The following is a 16,342-nucleotide window of genomic DNA, read 5'->3' as shown; positions in this document are numbered from 1 at the left end:
TGCCAAGCGTTCCTCAGCGTCAGCAGAGGGCGCTTTTTTTGCTGGAGATAAAGGAGTTTTTATTTAGAAAAACGAAATACATGTAAAAAGGAGGAGATGAATATGAAAAAGCTGATAACCGCAGACGACATCACAGCGATTGTCTCTGTGACCGATCCTCAATACGCCCCAGACGGCACCCGTGCCGCATATGTAAAATCACAAGTGAATCAAGAGAAAGATTCGTATACATCAAATATATGGATCTATGAAACGAAAACGGGCGGGTCTGTTCCTTGGACACATGGAGAAAAGCGAAGCACCGACCCTAGATGGTCTCCGGACGGGAGCACGCTTGCCTTTATTTCTGATCGAGAAGGCGATGCGGCACAGCTGTATATGATGAGCGCTGAAGGCGGAGAAGCGAGAAAACTGACTGATATCCCGTATGGCGTGTCAAAGCCAATATGGTCCCCGGATGGCGAATCGATTCTGGTCACTGTCAGTTTGGGAGAGGGAGAAAGCATTGATGACCGAGAAAAAACAGAGCAGGACAGCTATGAACCTGTTGAAGTGCAAGGCCTCTCCTACAAACGGGACGGCAAAGGGCTGACGAGAGGTGCGTATGCCCAGCTTGTGCTTGTCAGCGTAAAGTCGGGTGAGATGAAGGAGCTGACAAGTCACAAAGCTGATCATGGTGATCCTGCTTTTTCTCCTGACGGCAAATGGCTTGTTTTCTCAGCTAATTTAACTGAAACAGATGATGCCAGCAAGCCGCATGATGTTTACATAATGTCATTGGAGTCTGGAGATCTTAAGCAGGTTACACCTCATCGCGGCTCATTCGGATCAAGCTCATTTTCACCAGACGGAAGGTATCTTGCTTTGCTTGGAAATGAAAAGGAATATAAGAATGCAACGCTCTCAAAGGCGTGGCTCTATGATATCGAACAAGGCCGCCTCACATGTCTGACTGAGATGCTGGACGTTCATTTAGCGGATGCGCTGATTGGAGATTCATTGATCGGTGGTGCTGAACAGCGCCCGATTTGGACAAAGGACAGCCAAGGGTTTTATGTCATCGGCACAGATCAAGGCAGCACGGGCATCTATTATATTTCGATTGAAGGCCTTGTGTATCCGGTTCGTCTGGAAAAAGAGTACATCAATAGCTTTTCTCTTTCACCTGATGAACAGCACTTTATTGCCAGTGTGACAAAGCCGGACAGACCGAGTGAGCTTTACAGTATCCCGCTTGGACAGGAAGAGAAACAGCTGACTGGCGCGAATGACAAGTTTGTCAGGGAGCATACGATATCAATACCTGAAGAGATTCAATATACTACAGAAGACGGCGTGATGGTGAACGGCTGGCTGATGAAGCCTGCACAAATGGAAGGTGAGACAACGTATCCACTTATTCTCAACATACACGGCGGTCCGCATATGATGTACGGACATACATATTTTCATGAGTTTCAGGTGCTGGCGGCGAAAGGATACGCGGTCGTTTATATCAATCCGAGAGGAAGCCACGGCTACGGGCAGGAATTTGTGAATGCGGTCAGAGGAGATTATGGGGGAAAGGATTATGACGATGTGATGCAAGCTGTGGATGAGGCTATCAAACGAGATCCGCATATTGATCCTAAGCGGCTCGGTGTCACGGGCGGAAGCTACGGAGGTTTTATGACCAACTGGATCGTCGGGCAGACGAACCGCTTTAAAGCTGCCGTTACCCAGCGCTCGATATCAAATTGGATCAGCTTTCACGGCGTCAGTGATATCGGCTATTTCTTTACAGACTGGCAGCTTGAGCATGACATGTTTGAGGACACAGAAAAGCTCTGGGACCGGTCTCCTTTAAAATACGCAGCAAACGTGGAGACACCGCTTTTGATACTGCATGGCGAGCGGGATGACCGATGCCCGATCGAGCAGGCGGAGCAGCTGTTTATCGCTCTGAAAAAAATGGGCAAGGAAACCAAGCTTGTCCGTTTTCCGAATGCATCGCACAATTTGTCACGCACCGGACACCCAAGACAGCGGATCAAGCGCCTGAATTATATCAGCTCATGGTTTGACCAATATCTCTAATAAAAAAAGCCAGGCTGATCAAATATCAGCCTGGCTGCTTTATTAAAAGACTTGTTCTACTTCAACGACACCCGGCACTTCTTCTAGAAGAGCGCGCTCAATTCCGGCTTTCAGCGTAATTGTTGAACTTGGGCAGCTGCCGCATGCGCCTAGAAGACGAAGCTTAACGATACCTTCATCTACGTCTACAAGCTCACAGTCACCGCCGTCACGAAGTAAAAACGGACGAAGTTTGTCCAGTACTTCCTGCACCTGTTCTTTCATTTCAACTTCAGTCATGACATTCGCTCCTTTCGTCGTCATAAAACCATTATATTCAGTGTAACAATAAAAATCTATTGTTTGGTTTGCAAAGTTGCTCTCCCTATTATAGCACATTCAGACTTCAACACAAAAACGGTTTTTTTCTATAAAAATGTCCTTTGGCTCTGTATACTTAAAAGAAAGGACTTGCATAGGAGAAGGGGGCGTTCACAAGTGATGAAACCAGTCATGCTAAGCGTATATGGGGCAGAAACCGTGTGTGCGAGCTGTGTCAATATGCCGACAGCCAAGGATACATACGAGTGGCTTGAGGCTGCGCTGAAAAGAAAATATCCAAATCAGCCTTTTGAGATGCAGTACATCGATATTTATGAGCCGCCTGACAATGAACATGCGAAAGAGCTTGCGGAAAAAATCAGAAATCACGAGTATTTTTATCCGCTTGTGCTCGTAGAAGACAAAATTGTCGGTGAAGGCAATCCAAAATTAAAAGACGTTTATGAGGAAATGGAGAAGCATGGGTATACAGAAAACCGCTGACTTGATCAGCGGTTCTTCTCAATCATTAACCGTTATGGTGTTTATACATCCACAGCAAGCCGGATTTCAGCATACGCGGAACACGGCCGATCAGCGGACGGTCAGCAACAAGCCCGAAGCCGGCTTTTTTTCCGAGTGAACCGAGAACGCCTTTCAGCTTAAACTGCGGCATTGATTCAGGCAGGGCTTCTCCATTCCAGCGTTTTTGCAAGATTTGGACAATCTGCTCTGCTTGAGCCTCTGCCAGCTGGGCGCTCGGTGCATGAGGAAGGCTGGCGCAATCGCCGACAACGTACAGATGTTCATCACCTGGAAGATTGTGATGAGGCGTTAATACAATACGCCCTTGTGCGTCCTTCTCCACATCTAAGTCTCTGACGACTTTGTTTGGCTGGATGCCGGCTGTCCACACGATGGCGTCTGCAGAAATCGGATCATCGTGGTTATACACAACGCCTTCTTCTACTTTTGTGATATTTGCCCTGTTTATAATGCGGACACCGTGCTCTTCGAACCAATTTTGCACATATTTGCTTAAACGCTCGGGAAAGCTTGATAAAATGAGATTACCGCGGTCGAACAAAATAATGTTCAGGTCATCACGGCTTTCTCTCAATTCACTTGCAAGCTCAACGCCGCTTAAGCCCGCTCCGACAATGGCAACGGTGGCATTAGCGCTCAGATTATTCAGCTTTTGGTAGGTTTCGCGGGACTGATCGATGGTTTGAATACTGTAGGTGAATTCAGGCGCTCCCGGCACGTTGTGATATTTATCCTCACAGCCGAGCCCGATTACGGCGTCATCGTAAGAAATCGGTTCACGATCTTGGAACAGCACTTGTTTTTGTACAATATCAATTGATGTGATATCACCGTATTGGACATCCAGGCGAGGGTGCTCTGGGAATGACACTCTGATATGATGGTCAGAAATTGTGCCTGCGGCAAGGGCATAATATTCTGTTTTCAAGCAGTGATAAGGATTTCTGTCAATTAACGTGATTGAAACATCATCAGGCAGCTGGTTTGGCAATAAGCGATGAAGAACACGCATGTTCCCGTAACCTCCGCCGATCAAGACCAATTTTTTCATTTGAATTCCCCTTTAATCCGAAGAGTATGATAGACACATTGAAGAAAATACGAACTATGTAAAATAACATCTAGAATTATATCGAATTTGATCTAAAATCACAATAATAGTTTCAAAATAACCTACAATTTAGCCTGAAAACACAAATTAGTAAAACGTTATTTGAGAAATAATATGTTACGATAATAAATTTTGAATCATCCGTTGTCTTTGACGAATAGTGAAAAATTCGCGATAATGGACATATGTGAGGTGAAACCGCATGAATCCAATGATTGAATTTTGTGTCAGCAATCTGGCTCACGGCTCTCAGGAAGCCCGGGCGATTTTGGAGAAGGATCCCAACCTTGATGTCCTTGAATATGGCTGCTTAAGCTACTGCGGGACATGCATGGAATCGCTTTTCGCTCTGGTAAACGGAGAAGTCGTCATGGGTGAAACGCCTGCTGAGCTTGTTGAGAATATATATACCTTTATTGAAGAAAATCCAATGTTTTAAAGAAAAGGGCCTGGACAGGCCCTTTTTTATTTTGCCGTACAAAAGAACTAAAAAATGTGTAGACATCAAAAAATATTATTGTTATCGTATAAAAGATATTTTTTTAAATAAAATTTAAGAGGTGTACGAGTATTCATGAATGTTCTGTGGGGGCTGCTGGGCGCAGTTGCGATCATTGCTATCGCGTTTTTATTTTCAGAAAAGAAAAGCAATATTAAGATAAGAACCGTCATCGTTGGTTTATGCACACAGGTGGCGTTTGGATACATCGTGTTGAAATGGGAAGCGGGACGCGCTGTTTTTTTATGGTTTTCAAGCCGTGTACAGCTTCTGATTGACTATGCGAATGAAGGCATCAGTTTTATTTTTGGACCGCTTCTAAAGGTCGGAGACAGTCCGGCATTTGCATTAAGTGTACTGCCCGTTATCATTTTCTTCTCAGCACTGATTGCAGTTTTATATCATTTGAAAATCATGCAGCTCGTTTTCCGTGTCATTGGCGGCGGATTGTCGAAGCTCCTTGGAACAAGCAAAACGGAATCTCTGGCGGCTGCTGCCAATATTTTTGTAGGACAATCAGAATCTCCGTTAGTGATCAAACCCCTGATTGCCGGGCTGACGCGCTCTGAGTTGTTTACGATTATGACGAGCGGTCTATCGGCAGTTGCGGGATCTACCTTGTTTGGGTACGCGCTTCTCGGTATTCCGATTGAGTACTTGCTGGCGGCCAGCTTTATGGCTGCTCCAGCTGGACTAGTCTTTGGTAAATTGATTATACCCGAAACGGAAAAAACGCAAACCGTAAAAAGCGATTTCAAAATGGATGAAGGCGAAGGCGCAGCCAATGTCATTGACGCAGCGGCAAAGGGAGCGTCAACAGGACTGCAAATTGCGTTAAACGTTGGGGCGATGCTGCTTGCGTTCGTTGCCTTAATCGCTGTAGTAAACGGTATTCTCGGCGGGGCTTTCGGCTTGTTCGGTTTAAAAGGCGTAACATTAGAATCCATTCTCGGCTATGTGTTTTCTCCTATCGCCTTTTTGATTGGCGTGCCTTGGCATGAAGCATTGCAGGCGGGAAGCTATATCGGCCAGAAGTTGGTGCTGAATGAGTTTGTCGCTTATTCTAACTTCGGTCCGCACATCGGCGAGTTTTCTAAGAAAACTGCTACCATTATCAGTTTCGCATTATGCGGATTCGCCAATTTTTCATCAATTGCGATTATGCTTGGTACGCTGGGCGGATTAGCACCCAGCCGCCGTTCAGATATCGCGCGTCTCGGCCTGAAGGCTGTTCTTGCAGGAACATTAGCCAATCTGCTCAGCGCAGCCATTGCCGGCATGTTTATATAAACGATAAAAGCTCCTTGCGTCAGTGCAAGGAGCTTTTATGTATGAAAAACGGGGGATAATTGTATTGTGTCCGCTTATAATAGCTTTTATACTAAGAAAAAGAAAAAAAGTTGGAGGCACCTATGAACTCATTTCGATTTACCAAAATGCACGGCCTGGGAAACAGTTATATTTATGTGAATCAATTTGAAGAACAGCTTCCAGAAGAAAAACTGTCAGAGATTGCAATTCAGGTTTCTTCTGTTTATACAGGGATCGGATCCGACGGAATGATCCTGATATGCCCATCAGACCAAGCGCCTGTTAAAATGCGGATTTTTAATAATGACGGGTCTGAAGGGAAAAACTGCGGCAACGGCCTGCGCTGCGTCGCAAAATACGCATATGAGCATAAGCTGGTTGAGGAAACATCTTTTCTGATTGAAACTCTCTCCGGGCTTGTGAAAGCGGAGGTTCAAGTCGAAAACGGAAAAGTGAATGTGGTCACTGTCGATATGGGCGAACCGCGCTTGACAAAATCCGAGCTTCCGATGCTTGACGGCGGGGAAGAGCACACAATCAATGAAACGATGGCATTTGGTGAAGTAGAACTAACAGGCACTGCCGTTTCAATGGGAAATCCGCATATCGTTTTTCCGATCGCAGACATTGAACAGGCACCCTTAACGACACTGGGACCGGTGATTGAGAAAGATCCGAGATTTCCGGAAGGCATCAATGTGGAATTCGTTGAAACCGTGAATGAACAAGAATTGCATTTCCGCGTCTGGGAACGGGGATCAGGGATTACTCAGGCATGCGGGACAGGAGCATGTGCAGCGGCAGTCGCATCTGTATTAAACGGCGTATCAAAGCGAAATCAAGACATCACGGTGCATTTAGCAGGCGGGGATTTGGTGATAAACTGGAAAGATAATGGCCATGTAATGATGACAGGGCCGGCTGAAACCGTTTGTGAGGGTGTCTATTTCTTGTAAAACACCTTGTTTGAGAATTGGGACGATCATGTTTATAATAAAAGACAGCAACCGGTTTTTAAAAGGAGGTTCACAATGATGAGCAACCCGGTAACAATTACAGAAGCAGCAGCTTTGCATATAAAAGATATGATGAAAGAGCATGAAGAAGAAAACGCGTTTCTGCGTGTAGGCGTCAAAGGCGGCGGCTGCAGCGGACTTTCTTACGGCATGGGCTTTGAGCATGAAAAGAGTGAATCAGACAGTGTGTTTGATCAGCACGGCATCACTGTTCTAGTTGACAAAGAAAGCCTTGACATCATGAACGGCACCGTGATTGATTATAAACAATCCATGCTCGGCGGCGGCTTCACCATCGACAATCCAAACGCCATCGCTTCATGCGGCTGCGGTTCTTCGTTCAGAACAGCAACGAATGCAGGAAAGCCTGAAGAGTGCTAAGCACTAAAAACGGATAGCAACTATTACTGACGCTTTTCTTAGCGATAAATCATCGTTAAGGGAGGCGTTTTTATTATGGGTAAATGATGCAGAGAGTACCGGGGACTTCGGCAAGAGAAACCTGCTTTGTTGTTTGATTTTTGTTGTAAATACAGCAAAGTTACGCTATATTTAATGTAGAATATATTTTATTGCATTTACAACAAAATCACGATAGGGAGTTGATGATGAAGAAGATTTTTGGAATGGTAACAAGGTCAGTATCTGTTCCGTGTTTAAATATATTAAAAAGGGACACAAGACAATTGAATTTTAAATAGAGGGGCTGAATCCGAACAATGAGTGTAAAAATGAAAAAATGCAGCCGGGAAGATTTACAAACACTTCAACAATTGAGTATTGAAACATTCAATGACACTTTTAAAGAACAGAACTCACCTGAAAATATGAAAGCCTATTTAGAAAGCGCATTTAACACTGAGCAGCTGGAAAAAGAGTTATCCAATATGTCTTCGCAATTCTTTTTTGTTTACTTTGATCATGAAATCGCTGGATATGTAAAGGTCAATATCGATGATGCTCAGTCTGAAGAAATGGGTGCTGAATCACTTGAAATCGAGAGAATTTATATAAAGAACAGCTTTCAAAAACATGGGCTTGGCAAACATCTGTTGAATAAAGCTATAGAAATTGCGCTGGAACGCAATAAAAAGAACATTTGGCTAGGTGTGTGGGAAAAAAATGAAAATGCCATTGCCTTTTATAAGAAAATGGGGTTTGTGCAGACCGGTGCCCACTCTTTTTATATGGGTGATGAAGAACAAACGGATTTAATCATGGCTAAAACACTCATATAATATTTTTCGAAGGGTGGATGATGATGTATATTCCAAAATATTTTAAAGTCACAAATGCTGAAGAAATTTGGAATTTTGTACAAGAAAACTCCTTTGGTACGATTGTCACAACAGAACAAGGAAAACCAATTGCCACACATTTGCCGTTAGGATTCAATAAAAAAGATGATCATTACTATATTACGGGGCATTTCGCTTATGGAAATCCTCAGTGGAGAACGTTTGAAGCCTGTGAAGATGTGCTTGTGATGTTTCAGGGACCGCACGCTTATATTTCTTCTTCCTGGTATTCGCGTGAAAATGTTCCGACGTGGAATTATCAGGCTGTCCACATGTATGGAAAAGCAAGTATGTTAGAGAAAGATGAATTAGCAGAAGAATTAACAATCATGCTGGAGAAATACGAAAAACATCGTGACAATCCTGTTTTATGGGATAAGCTTTCTCCAAAACTCTTAGAAAGTGAATTGAAAGGTATTGTTGGATTTAAGATTAAGGTGGAAGACATTCAAGCGGCATATAAATTAAGCCAGAACCGAAATGAAACGGATTATATGAACGTCATTGAACAGTTGCAAAATGAAGAAAATCCAAATGCAAAACAAATGGCAGAACTGATGGAAAATAAATTCAAAAAGCAAATATAAGCTTATTTTGCTGAAGCAGTAGCAGAAAACGCCAACTCAAGCGGAGAACCACTGACTTGGCGTTTTTTTATGATTAATATTTATCCCCATTAAAAATGGAATTCTTCACAATCACATAATCCACATTGCGGATGGCATCAAGCTTTGTTCCGCCTGCATAAGAAATAGAAGATTGAAGATCCTGCTCCATTTCAATCAGTGTATCCTTGATTGAGCCTTTATGCGCCACGTGCATTTTTTTGCCTTCGACATTTTTCTTTTCGCCTTTTTGGAATTCAGAGGCTGAGCCGAAGTACTCCTTGTAAAGCTTTCCGTCTTTTTCGATCGTTTGGCCTGGCGATTCTTCGTGTCCGGCAAATAGTGAACCGATCATGACCATCGTTGCGCCGAATCGGATTGATTTTGCGATGTCGCCATGGGTGCGGATGCCGCCATCCGCGATAATCGGTTTGCTGGCTGCCTTGGCACACCAGCGCAGCGCCGCTAATTGCCAGCCGCCTGTACCAAAGCCGGTTTTGATTTTCGTAATACATACTTTTCCCGGTCCGATGCCGACTTTAGTGGCATCCGCTCCCGCATTTTCAAGCTCTCTGACTGCTTCTGGCGTTCCGACGTTGCCAGCAATAACAAAGCTGTCCGGCAAATGTTTTTTAAGGTGCTGAATCATTTCAATGACAGCATTTGAGTGCCCGTGAGCAATGTCAATTGTCACGTATTCAGGAGTCAAATTTTCTTTTGCCAGCTGGCGGACAAATTCATACTCCTCCGCTTTGACGCCCACACTGATAGAAGAGAATAAGCCGCGTGCGTTCATATCTTTAATAAAATCAATTCGTGTCTCAGGCTCAAATCGGTGCATGACATAAAAGTAGCCATTTTCGGCTAATTGAATCGCTAGTTTTTCATCTATAATCGTCTGCATATTGGCAGGAACGACGGGTAATTTAAATGTACGTCCGCCTAAACGTACGGATGTATCACATTCTGAACGGCTATTTACAATGCATTTTGCAGGAATTAGCTGAATATCTTCGTAATCAAATACGTTTTCCATGGTTTTCACTCCTAAAAACGAATATTTAAAAGTATAATATATGAAATGTTCGCCTTCTATAATGTACTCTGTTTTATTTAGGATGTCAAACATTATGATTTGCTGGCAGGTGTGGTGCAAGTGCCGAAGCTTGTCATGCAGGGTGAGTTTAGGTATCATAGTTTTAACGAATGGTCTTAGAGAGCGGATCAAAACGCGAATGATATACGTTCAGCAAAGCTTGGTCGTTCAGCACCAAGCTTTCTTTATGGCATGGACATGGGAAAGGAGCGAATAAGATGGCCCAAAACGAAGAAAAAACACCGAAGTCCCAAAAGATTCAGGACCGCATTATTATGGCAATGATCTGGGTAGTCGCAGCCCTTGTGATTGCGCTGGTTGTAGGAACTGCATTGAATTATATTTCCGTTTTTAAATAAGTTAAAAAATCCCAGGGAACTGGGAGTTTTTTATTTGGCTTTTTTTGAGTTAGATATTTCATTCAAAACTGAATAGAGTATAATAATCTTTTAGAGTTATTTAAATAGAGTCTAAAATTTACAACCTAAATTAAAAATATATTTATTAAACCTAAAAAATAGTGGATTTTGAGTAGGTGAGACAGTTGAATAAACAGTTTAATGCTGTTGATTTATTTTGTGGGGCGGGGGGCGTTTCTGAAGCTTTAAAATCACATTTCAATATTTTAGCTGCAGTTGAGTTTGACCCCATCATTGCTAAAACTTATGAAATGAATCATGGGAAAGATCATCTCATTGTAGATGATATAAGAAATATATCCGAAGAAGAATGGTTGAAAAAGGCCTCTCTTAAACCAAGGGAGCTAGATCTTTTAGTTGCGACACCACCATGCCAAGGATTTTCTAGACATTCTAGAATAAAAGCAAAGGATAACAAAGATGAACGAAACCTTTTAATTCTTGAAGTTTTAAAGGTTGTTCGCCTTTATCATCCGAAGTTTATTTTCTTTGAAAATGTAGATAATATCACGAACTTTGAGGTGTTTAATTGTTTTATTAGTCAACTAAAAAACTTGGATGAACATGGTTACCAAATAAATAAAGAATATCCTTCATATATTGTCGATTATAAGGTAATAAACGCAGCAGATTTTGGTGTCCCCCAAAGAAGGAAGAGGTTAATCTTACTTGCACAAAGGGTTGATATATTTCCTGTGAAACATTGTGATATATCGGTTTGGCCGGACACCACAGAGCAAATGACTTTAGGACAGTTGTTAAATAAGTACCCGTTAAAAAAGTTAAAAGCCGGTGAGACAGACCCCGATGATCCCCTTCATACAGTCAGGAAGTTATCTGAAATCAATTTAAAACGGATTGCAAATACACCTCATGATGGAGGAAGTAGGAGAGATTGGCCTTCAGAACTTTTACTAGAGTGTCATAAAAGAGGAAACGTGGGATTTGGCGACGTATACGGCAGGATGGACAGAAGTTCGGTTGCTCCTACGATAACGACCGGTTGTACCAGTTACAGTAAGGGCCGATTTGGGCATCCGACTGAAAATCGTGCAATCAGTCTTAGAGAAGCGGCATTAATACAAACATTTCCTGTTAATTATAAATTTACTGGTCAACTGTCTGATGAACCGTTTAAAGGATCAAAAGAGAAAATAGCAACTCAGATCGGAAATGCTGTGCCTGTTAAATTAGCCGCTGTATTTATAAAAAAAATAGCAGAAAAATTAAAGGAAGAGCTTAGTTAGCTCTTCCTTAATATTTCTAAAAAATTATTAATATAATTACTTTCTTTATAAAATAGTTCATCTACACCAGCTCTTGATTGGTAGGACGTATAGAGGTTTGCAATTTTTTGAATGTATTCCTTTTTTAAGTTTATAATTGGCTTAAAATTTAACATCTCATCTTGTAATTTAGCGGTTTTCACTTGATAGAAGTTCCACTTTATAATCGATAGTTCACCATCAATTGGAACAGCTAAATAATAATGGTTTGGTTTATCATTTTTAAGGTTTTCAGGTTTGTAATCATTTAATTTTTCGCCAACTAAAAATTTATAATAATATTCAACTTTTTCAGGACGAACTGTATCGCATAAAGGTGTAATACATAATAAGAAATTATTTTCCGTATTTGGATCTTTAAGTATGCTGCCATTTGTTATATGATTATCTGGCTCTACATACTTCATTACTTTAGTAAAATTATAAACCTGCTGAAGGAACATTTTTTTAAATCCTTCTGCATTCCCCTTTGCCAGTCTTTCAGCATTATTTAAATAAAGTATAACTAAAGGAAGTTCTAACTTTAGTTTTTTTGGTGGATTAGGTATATCATTAACTATCTCATTAATCTTCATTTTAAGAGATTGGACAGAGAATGAAGATTTCACACCTTCAATAATTTTGTGTTTATATTCTTGTTGTTTAATTAAAATATCTTCTACTGCACTTTTACTTTTTATGTTTAATAAATTGCATATTGTGTCTAGCGATGTAGATTTTAAAGTTTCTAATTGTGTCAGAATCTCTCTTTTTTTTGTTTCGTATAAAAAGTCCTTCTTATCGTCAAGTTGATCGTTTTGCTGTTCCATTTGCATAATACTCGTTAAGAAAGTATCGTTAATTATATTAGCAATTTTCTTTAGAGGTAAATCAGATGTTAAAATTTGGGAAAATAACACCTCTTCATAAGGCGTGTTGAAAATACTTATAGCTTTATTAATATTATCATTTAAATGTATTGAACTATCCATTAAATGAAGAGCAATACTTTTATCTTTTAATAGTACTTGTGAGATATAATCTATAATCTTTGTTGCTTTTGTATACTTATTGATAATAAAACCGAATAGTGAATTGTTTTCGTTTTTTTCTTCGAAGAAAAAACATTCATTTGGTTTGGAATGAATAATGTTGCATATGTCCTTAACAGCGTAATTATATTCTACTTTTTCTTTTACGTCTGATAGGTCTTCTTGCGTATAAATCACTGCGCATTTAAGTCCTTTTTTTTGGGAATTGAATTTATTAATTAATTCAAGAGTCTCATCCCCCATTTTGTAAGAATCTATAGAAGGTACTAACATCCAATCAACAATTAACATCTTAGAATTGAATAATACTGAATTTAGATCCCTTATATCTTCATTGTGTTTGTATCTCCAGGGAACGGTAATGACACCATCACTCAATAAATCGTTATAAACTGCATCTGCATTATACATTTCTTCGACAATTGTCTTTTCTTGGTCAGCTACTTGTATTGCTAATTCTCCTAATCCGAGCTCAGTATTTTCAATCTCCAAGTCTTCATTAAATAATTCTTTATAGTCATCTGTTTGTTCATTAAACAATTCATCATCTACCACTACTGCGCTGTTAAAATATCCTCGGACTATCCGCTTTACTTCTGTTAATAATTCACTACTCAACTTAACTCACCTTCTAGACTTTTTTTGTTGAACTTTATACAAAAACAAGCACCTGGCAAAGATACTAATGTATTTTCAGGAGGAATAAAATACAATTTATGTCCTTTTGTTTTTAAAATATCTTGAGATAGATAAAGTCCTAATCCACGTCCATTGTATCTTTTGGAATAAAAAGGCTCGAATAAATAAGCACTTTCATGTTCGGAAATCCCTGGACCACTATCATGAATGTAGAGATTGTAGGAATTTTCATCAGTATAAAAATGTATTGTGCGAAGTTCTTTATCGATTAACCAATAGATCGAATTTGAGAATAAATTTATCAATGGAGTAAATAAAATAGTTTCAGCTTCTTTTATTTTCAAGTCCTTGGGAACGTCATTTATTATATTGATATTATATCTATTTAGGTCGTTTTTGAAATATTCTGCAACTCTTTCAATAAATTCATATAAGTATATATCACTTCTTCGTGCTCTAGATTTTCTGTAAAGTGGACTCATACGTTGATGAAGCTTTTCTAATGAATCAAATGCATTAAATATTTTTAAAACTATAGGGTTTAAAGCTGTATTTTTAAGTTTTGTATTTAAGATTCTTAGATCTTTTTTAATTTTATGGTATAAAGCATTAAATTCGTGGCTAGTCAATTCTGCTGCAAGCCCAACAGCAGAAATATCTCGGTAAATCTCTACTTCTCTTTTTAAAAGACCTATTAGTTTATCATCTTTATTGTTATGAAAAATGTACTTATTTAGTTGATCTATTTTTTGCTCTATTTCTGTAAAAGCTGGTTCTTTATATAATCTTAGTTTCTTGTTTGAATAAGACTCTTTTATTTTGTTTAGTTCTTCGTCTAATAAATAAAGTTTTTTTGCGATTTTCACATATGTTTTTTCATGTGCATCGTCTAACTGAGATGAAAGTTGAGAAAGGGTCTTTTCCTTTTCTTTTATTAAATTATTTAAGTAATTGATCTCTTCGAAAAAGTCATCAACAAAACGATATGTCTCTTTAACTAATACATTTGTTTTATCATTTAACTTTTTAATGAGTGTGTTGGATACTTCCATCTTTTCTTCTTCCATCCATCGTGGAATATCGGTTAATTTAATTCTTAAATTCGTTAACATTTTTTGTACTTCTACTTTTTTTCCGGTTTTGTTAAGTTGTTCATCTATGTATTGTTTTAATGTCCTTATTTGCTTATCTAAGTTTTTTTGAAAAAAACTATTGAGTTGATCGATATCTTTATTTACCTCATGCCTATGAACTTCAATTTTTTCTAGAAGTGAATAGTCTAAGTCATAACGTTCTTTAAAATCAATAGCCATATTTCTTTCGAACTCATCTATTATATACTGAGCTTCATTTTTTTTTGTGTGAATTAGGTTATTTAGTGCTTCATAAGGAATTAACGAAATATCTAATGAATCTATTTTTAATTGTGCTAGTAAATTTTCTAGGGATTTTTTCGCATTACTATATTCAATTTCACGATTTATTTCTTTATCATTTAATTTTAATAAGATATTTTTTATATATTCATTTTGTTTTTGAAGTTCAGTCTCTCTTATTTTTCTTTTATTCTCTTCTTCCTCCAATTTTTTAAGTCTTATTTTTCGTCTACCGTCATTTTTTTCTTTTGTCCCAAGAAAAGAAGTGGCCCACCATATTAGCAAATTCATATTCACTTCTCGGAAATAATGATAATATGTGTTTTCTACGAATCCCTCTCGACTAGACTTATCGGTTAATTTAGAATTTTTTAATTTACTAATTTCAATATAACCAAAAATTCTTCTATGACTAAATAAATATTTTCCTGCATTGTTTGTTCTTCGTTCTTCTAATTCTAGAAAATCATTGCCAGGTTCTCCATATGGTAAAATTCTCAAACCATCTCTGAATACATAAATACCACCAATTTGTTTCAATTTATTTGTTATGTTTGTATGTTCTTCGTTTTTTAAGCTACTATTCCTTAAATTACCTTCTACAAAAAACCATTTAATTTCAATAGGGCCACAATCTTTGAATAGATTAGGGTCAAGTCCTTCAGTAATATTCACATTATTTTCTTCGAAAATTTGAAGAGGCTCATCCTCACCTTGATTAATTTTTAAGACACCACTAAATTTACCATTACATATGACACCCTCAATTGAGTAATCATAAGCTCTCAGATCCTCTTCGTTAAAATAGTCCTCATCCGTTAAGTCTCTGTCATTAATCTTAATTGAGGGGGTAAAGATATTATTTTTATTAATTTCATTTTCATACTTTTTAAAGATATTATAAAATGCATATAAAGAGTCTTTTAGCCTTCTTGATTTTCTGTTCATTGCATGACCTTTTGTTTTTTGATTATAAGCTTCCCAATCCCACCCTTTTTCTAAATTTTTGACATAAAAGAGTGTTCCTGTTCCTTTTTGCTCTATCTTGAATAGTTCTTGGAATGTTTCACTGTCAATTATAAATTTATCTATTTCCTTTAAGATATTATCTCTTTTTTGCCCAACCCAATTTTCAATGTTGCTCAAATTATCAGCAAGTTGTTTTTTAATAGTAGAAATATCGTTTCTTAAGAAATTATATAATGCCTTAAAGTTTTCAAACGATTGAATGGGTATTGATACATCTTCTAAAAAAATCGATTCATTTCGAAACAGTTCCCAATGTAGATAAAGGACAGTCCATTTTTGATCCTTTTTTGAGATCAAGATTAACTGATCCCCCAATAAAGAAATAGCAAGTCTTCCTATTCCTTTTTCTCCAATCTTCACTCTTCCTTTTTTTGTGATGACAGTTGTTTTATTGGTTTTAGAGTGAGTCCCTATGGTTAGCCATTTTTGTTCTATGTCTTCTTTCGACATACCGTCACCATCATCACAAACAATGATATAATCTTTTTTACTGTTAATAATTATATTTCCATATTCAGCATCTGCGTCATATGAGTTTCTCAGCAACTCAGAAATTGATGTTACTTCATCTCTAATTTGCTGTTTTCCAAGAAGATCTACGGCTCGGGCTCTTGTTCTGAAATTGGCCATGTTTACCTCCATTTTATAAAATCAGACTTGAGTTTTATTTCGGTTAAAATAGGAAAAATTTAATTGTGTATAAC

15 protein-coding genes are annotated in these 16,342 nt (G+C 38.6%); 10 read left to right on the top strand and 5 right to left on the bottom strand.

Features of this window, described 5'->3' with window-relative positions:
* Nucleotides 1-102 precede the first annotated feature (102 nt).
* Nucleotides 103-2,076: a S9 family peptidase gene (locus CW370_RS09095; protein WP_029946155.1), complete on the top strand. Its 1,974-nt coding sequence runs from the start codon at nt 103-105 to the stop codon at nt 2,074-2,076.
* A gap of 42 nt (nt 2,077-2,118) precedes the next feature.
* Here CW370_RS09095 and CW370_RS09090 read toward each other — a convergent pair whose 3' ends face one another.
* Nucleotides 2,119-2,454, bottom strand: coding sequence for a NifU family protein (locus CW370_RS09090; RefSeq protein WP_010886606.1), 336 nt, complete (start codon nt 2,452-2,454; stop codon nt 2,119-2,121).
* A gap of 99 nt (nt 2,455-2,553) precedes the next feature.
* On the opposite strand from CW370_RS09090, the gene CW370_RS09085 reads away from it, so the two are divergent.
* Nucleotides 2,554-2,880, top strand: coding sequence for a YuzD family protein (locus CW370_RS09085; protein ID WP_024571864.1), 327 nt, complete (start codon nt 2,554-2,556; stop codon nt 2,878-2,880).
* Nucleotides 2,881-2,905: 25 nt separating this feature from the next.
* Here CW370_RS09085 and CW370_RS09080 read toward each other — a convergent pair whose 3' ends face one another.
* Nucleotides 2,906-3,973, bottom strand: a complete 1,068-nt coding sequence (locus CW370_RS09080) for an NAD(P)/FAD-dependent oxidoreductase (protein WP_024571863.1) — start codon at nt 3,971-3,973, stop codon at nt 2,906-2,908.
* Nucleotides 3,974-4,235: 262 nt separating this feature from the next.
* Here CW370_RS09080 and CW370_RS09075 point away from each other — a divergent pair, with 262 nt between their 5' ends.
* The 6 genes from CW370_RS09075 (at nt 4,236) to paiB (ending at nt 8,744) form a co-directional block, all read left to right on the top strand.
* Nucleotides 4,236-4,472, top strand: coding sequence for a YuzB family protein (locus CW370_RS09075; protein WP_003222913.1), 237 nt, complete (start codon nt 4,236-4,238; stop codon nt 4,470-4,472).
* Between the two features lie 135 nt (nt 4,473-4,607).
* The gene (locus CW370_RS09070; RefSeq protein WP_003228710.1) at nt 4,608-5,822 is read left to right on the top strand and encodes a NupC/NupG family nucleoside CNT transporter; all 1,215 of its coding nucleotides are present in this window, start codon (nt 4,608-4,610) and stop codon (nt 5,820-5,822) included.
* A gap of 122 nt (nt 5,823-5,944) precedes the next feature.
* Nucleotides 5,945-6,799 carry a diaminopimelate epimerase gene (dapF, locus tag CW370_RS09065; RefSeq protein ID WP_003243745.1) on the top strand — a complete coding sequence of 285 codons (855 nt, stop codon included), beginning with the start codon at nt 5,945-5,947 and terminating at the stop codon, nt 6,797-6,799.
* 78 nt (nt 6,800-6,877) lie between these two features.
* On the top strand, nt 6,878-7,240 hold the full coding sequence (locus tag CW370_RS09060) for a HesB/IscA family protein (RefSeq protein WP_003244166.1): 363 nt from the start codon (nt 6,878-6,880) through the stop codon (nt 7,238-7,240).
* A gap of 338 nt (nt 7,241-7,578) precedes the next feature.
* On the top strand, nt 7,579-8,097 hold the full coding sequence (gene paiA, locus CW370_RS09055) for a spermidine/spermine N(1)-acetyltransferase (RefSeq protein WP_014477872.1): 519 nt from the start codon (nt 7,579-7,581) through the stop codon (nt 8,095-8,097).
* A 23-nt stretch (nt 8,098-8,120) separates the two neighbouring features.
* Complete coding sequence (gene paiB / locus CW370_RS09050) at nt 8,121-8,744, top strand: protease synthase/sporulation negative transcriptional regulator PaiB (protein WP_024571862.1); 624 nt, start codon at nt 8,121-8,123, stop codon at nt 8,742-8,744.
* A 73-nt stretch (nt 8,745-8,817) separates the two neighbouring features.
* Here the strand turns inward: paiB and guaC are convergent, their stop codons facing one another.
* On the bottom strand, nt 8,818-9,798 hold the full coding sequence (gene guaC / locus CW370_RS09045; RefSeq protein ID WP_029946547.1) for a GMP reductase: 981 nt from the start codon (nt 9,796-9,798) through the stop codon (nt 8,818-8,820).
* Nucleotides 9,799-10,076: 278 nt separating this feature from the next.
* On the opposite strand from guaC, the gene CW370_RS09040 reads away from it, so the two are divergent.
* Both CW370_RS09040 and CW370_RS09035 read left to right on the top strand, forming a co-directional pair.
* The gene (locus tag CW370_RS09040; RefSeq protein ID WP_032680920.1) at nt 10,077-10,217 is read left to right on the top strand and encodes a hypothetical protein; all 141 of its coding nucleotides are present in this window, start codon (nt 10,077-10,079) and stop codon (nt 10,215-10,217) included.
* 185 nt (nt 10,218-10,402) lie between these two features.
* Nucleotides 10,403-11,524: a DNA cytosine methyltransferase gene (locus CW370_RS09035; RefSeq protein WP_024572073.1), complete on the top strand. Its 1,122-nt coding sequence runs from the start codon at nt 10,403-10,405 to the stop codon at nt 11,522-11,524.
* On the opposite strand, the gene CW370_RS09030 is transcribed toward CW370_RS09035, so the two are convergent.
* Both CW370_RS09030 and CW370_RS09025 read right to left on the bottom strand, forming a co-directional pair.
* Nucleotides 11,521-13,212 carry a response regulator receiver domain gene (locus CW370_RS09030; protein ID WP_101169588.1) on the bottom strand — a complete coding sequence of 564 codons (1,692 nt, stop codon included), beginning with the start codon at nt 13,210-13,212 and terminating at the stop codon, nt 11,521-11,523. The two genes, CW370_RS09035 and CW370_RS09030, sit on opposite strands and share 4 nt — an antisense overlap.
* Nucleotides 13,209-16,268 (bottom strand): sensor histidine kinase, encoded by a 3,060-nt coding sequence (locus CW370_RS09025; RefSeq protein ID WP_024572075.1) that lies wholly within the window; start codon nt 16,266-16,268, stop codon nt 13,209-13,211. Before CW370_RS09025 ends, CW370_RS09030 begins: the two co-directional genes overlap by 4 nt.
* Nucleotides 16,269-16,342: the final 74 nt, after the last annotated feature.

The sequence above is a fragment of the Bacillus sp. SN32 genome, assembly GCF_002837495.1.
Lineage (GTDB): Bacteria > Bacillota > Bacilli > Bacillales > Bacillaceae > Bacillus > Bacillus subtilis.
Note: the sequence above shows the minus strand (reverse complement) of the source record. Positions and strands in the feature narration are given on the sequence as shown.

Coding starts and splice junctions, on each gene's coding strand:
- CW370_RS09095 (WP_029946155.1), top strand. CDS start 103: ATGAAAAAGCTGATAACCGCAGACGACATCACAGCGATTGTCTCTGTG.
- CW370_RS09090 (WP_010886606.1), bottom strand. CDS start 2,454: ATGTGCTATAATAGGGAGAGCAACTTTGCAAACCAAACAATAGATTTT.
- CW370_RS09080 (WP_024571863.1), bottom strand. CDS start 3,973: ATGAAAAAATTGGTCTTGATCGGCGGAGGTTACGGGAACATGCGTGTT.
- CW370_RS09075 (WP_003222913.1), top strand. CDS start 4,236: ATGAATCCAATGATTGAATTTTGTGTCAGCAATCTGGCTCACGGCTCT.
- CW370_RS09070 (WP_003228710.1), top strand. CDS start 4,608: ATGAATGTTCTGTGGGGGCTGCTGGGCGCAGTTGCGATCATTGCTATC.
- dapF (WP_003243745.1), top strand. CDS start 5,945: ATGAACTCATTTCGATTTACCAAAATGCACGGCCTGGGAAACAGTTAT.
- CW370_RS09060 (WP_003244166.1), top strand. CDS start 6,878: ATGAGCAACCCGGTAACAATTACAGAAGCAGCAGCTTTGCATATAAAA.
- paiA (WP_014477872.1), top strand. CDS start 7,579: ATGAGTGTAAAAATGAAAAAATGCAGCCGGGAAGATTTACAAACACTT.
- paiB (WP_024571862.1), top strand. CDS start 8,121: ATGTATATTCCAAAATATTTTAAAGTCACAAATGCTGAAGAAATTTGG.
- guaC (WP_029946547.1), bottom strand. CDS start 9,798: ATGGAAAACGTATTTGATTACGAAGATATTCAGCTAATTCCTGCAAAA.
- CW370_RS09040 (WP_032680920.1), top strand. CDS start 10,077: ATGGCCCAAAACGAAGAAAAAACACCGAAGTCCCAAAAGATTCAGGAC.
- CW370_RS09025 (WP_024572075.1), bottom strand. CDS start 16,268: ATGGCCAATTTCAGAACAAGAGCCCGAGCCGTAGATCTTCTTGGAAAA.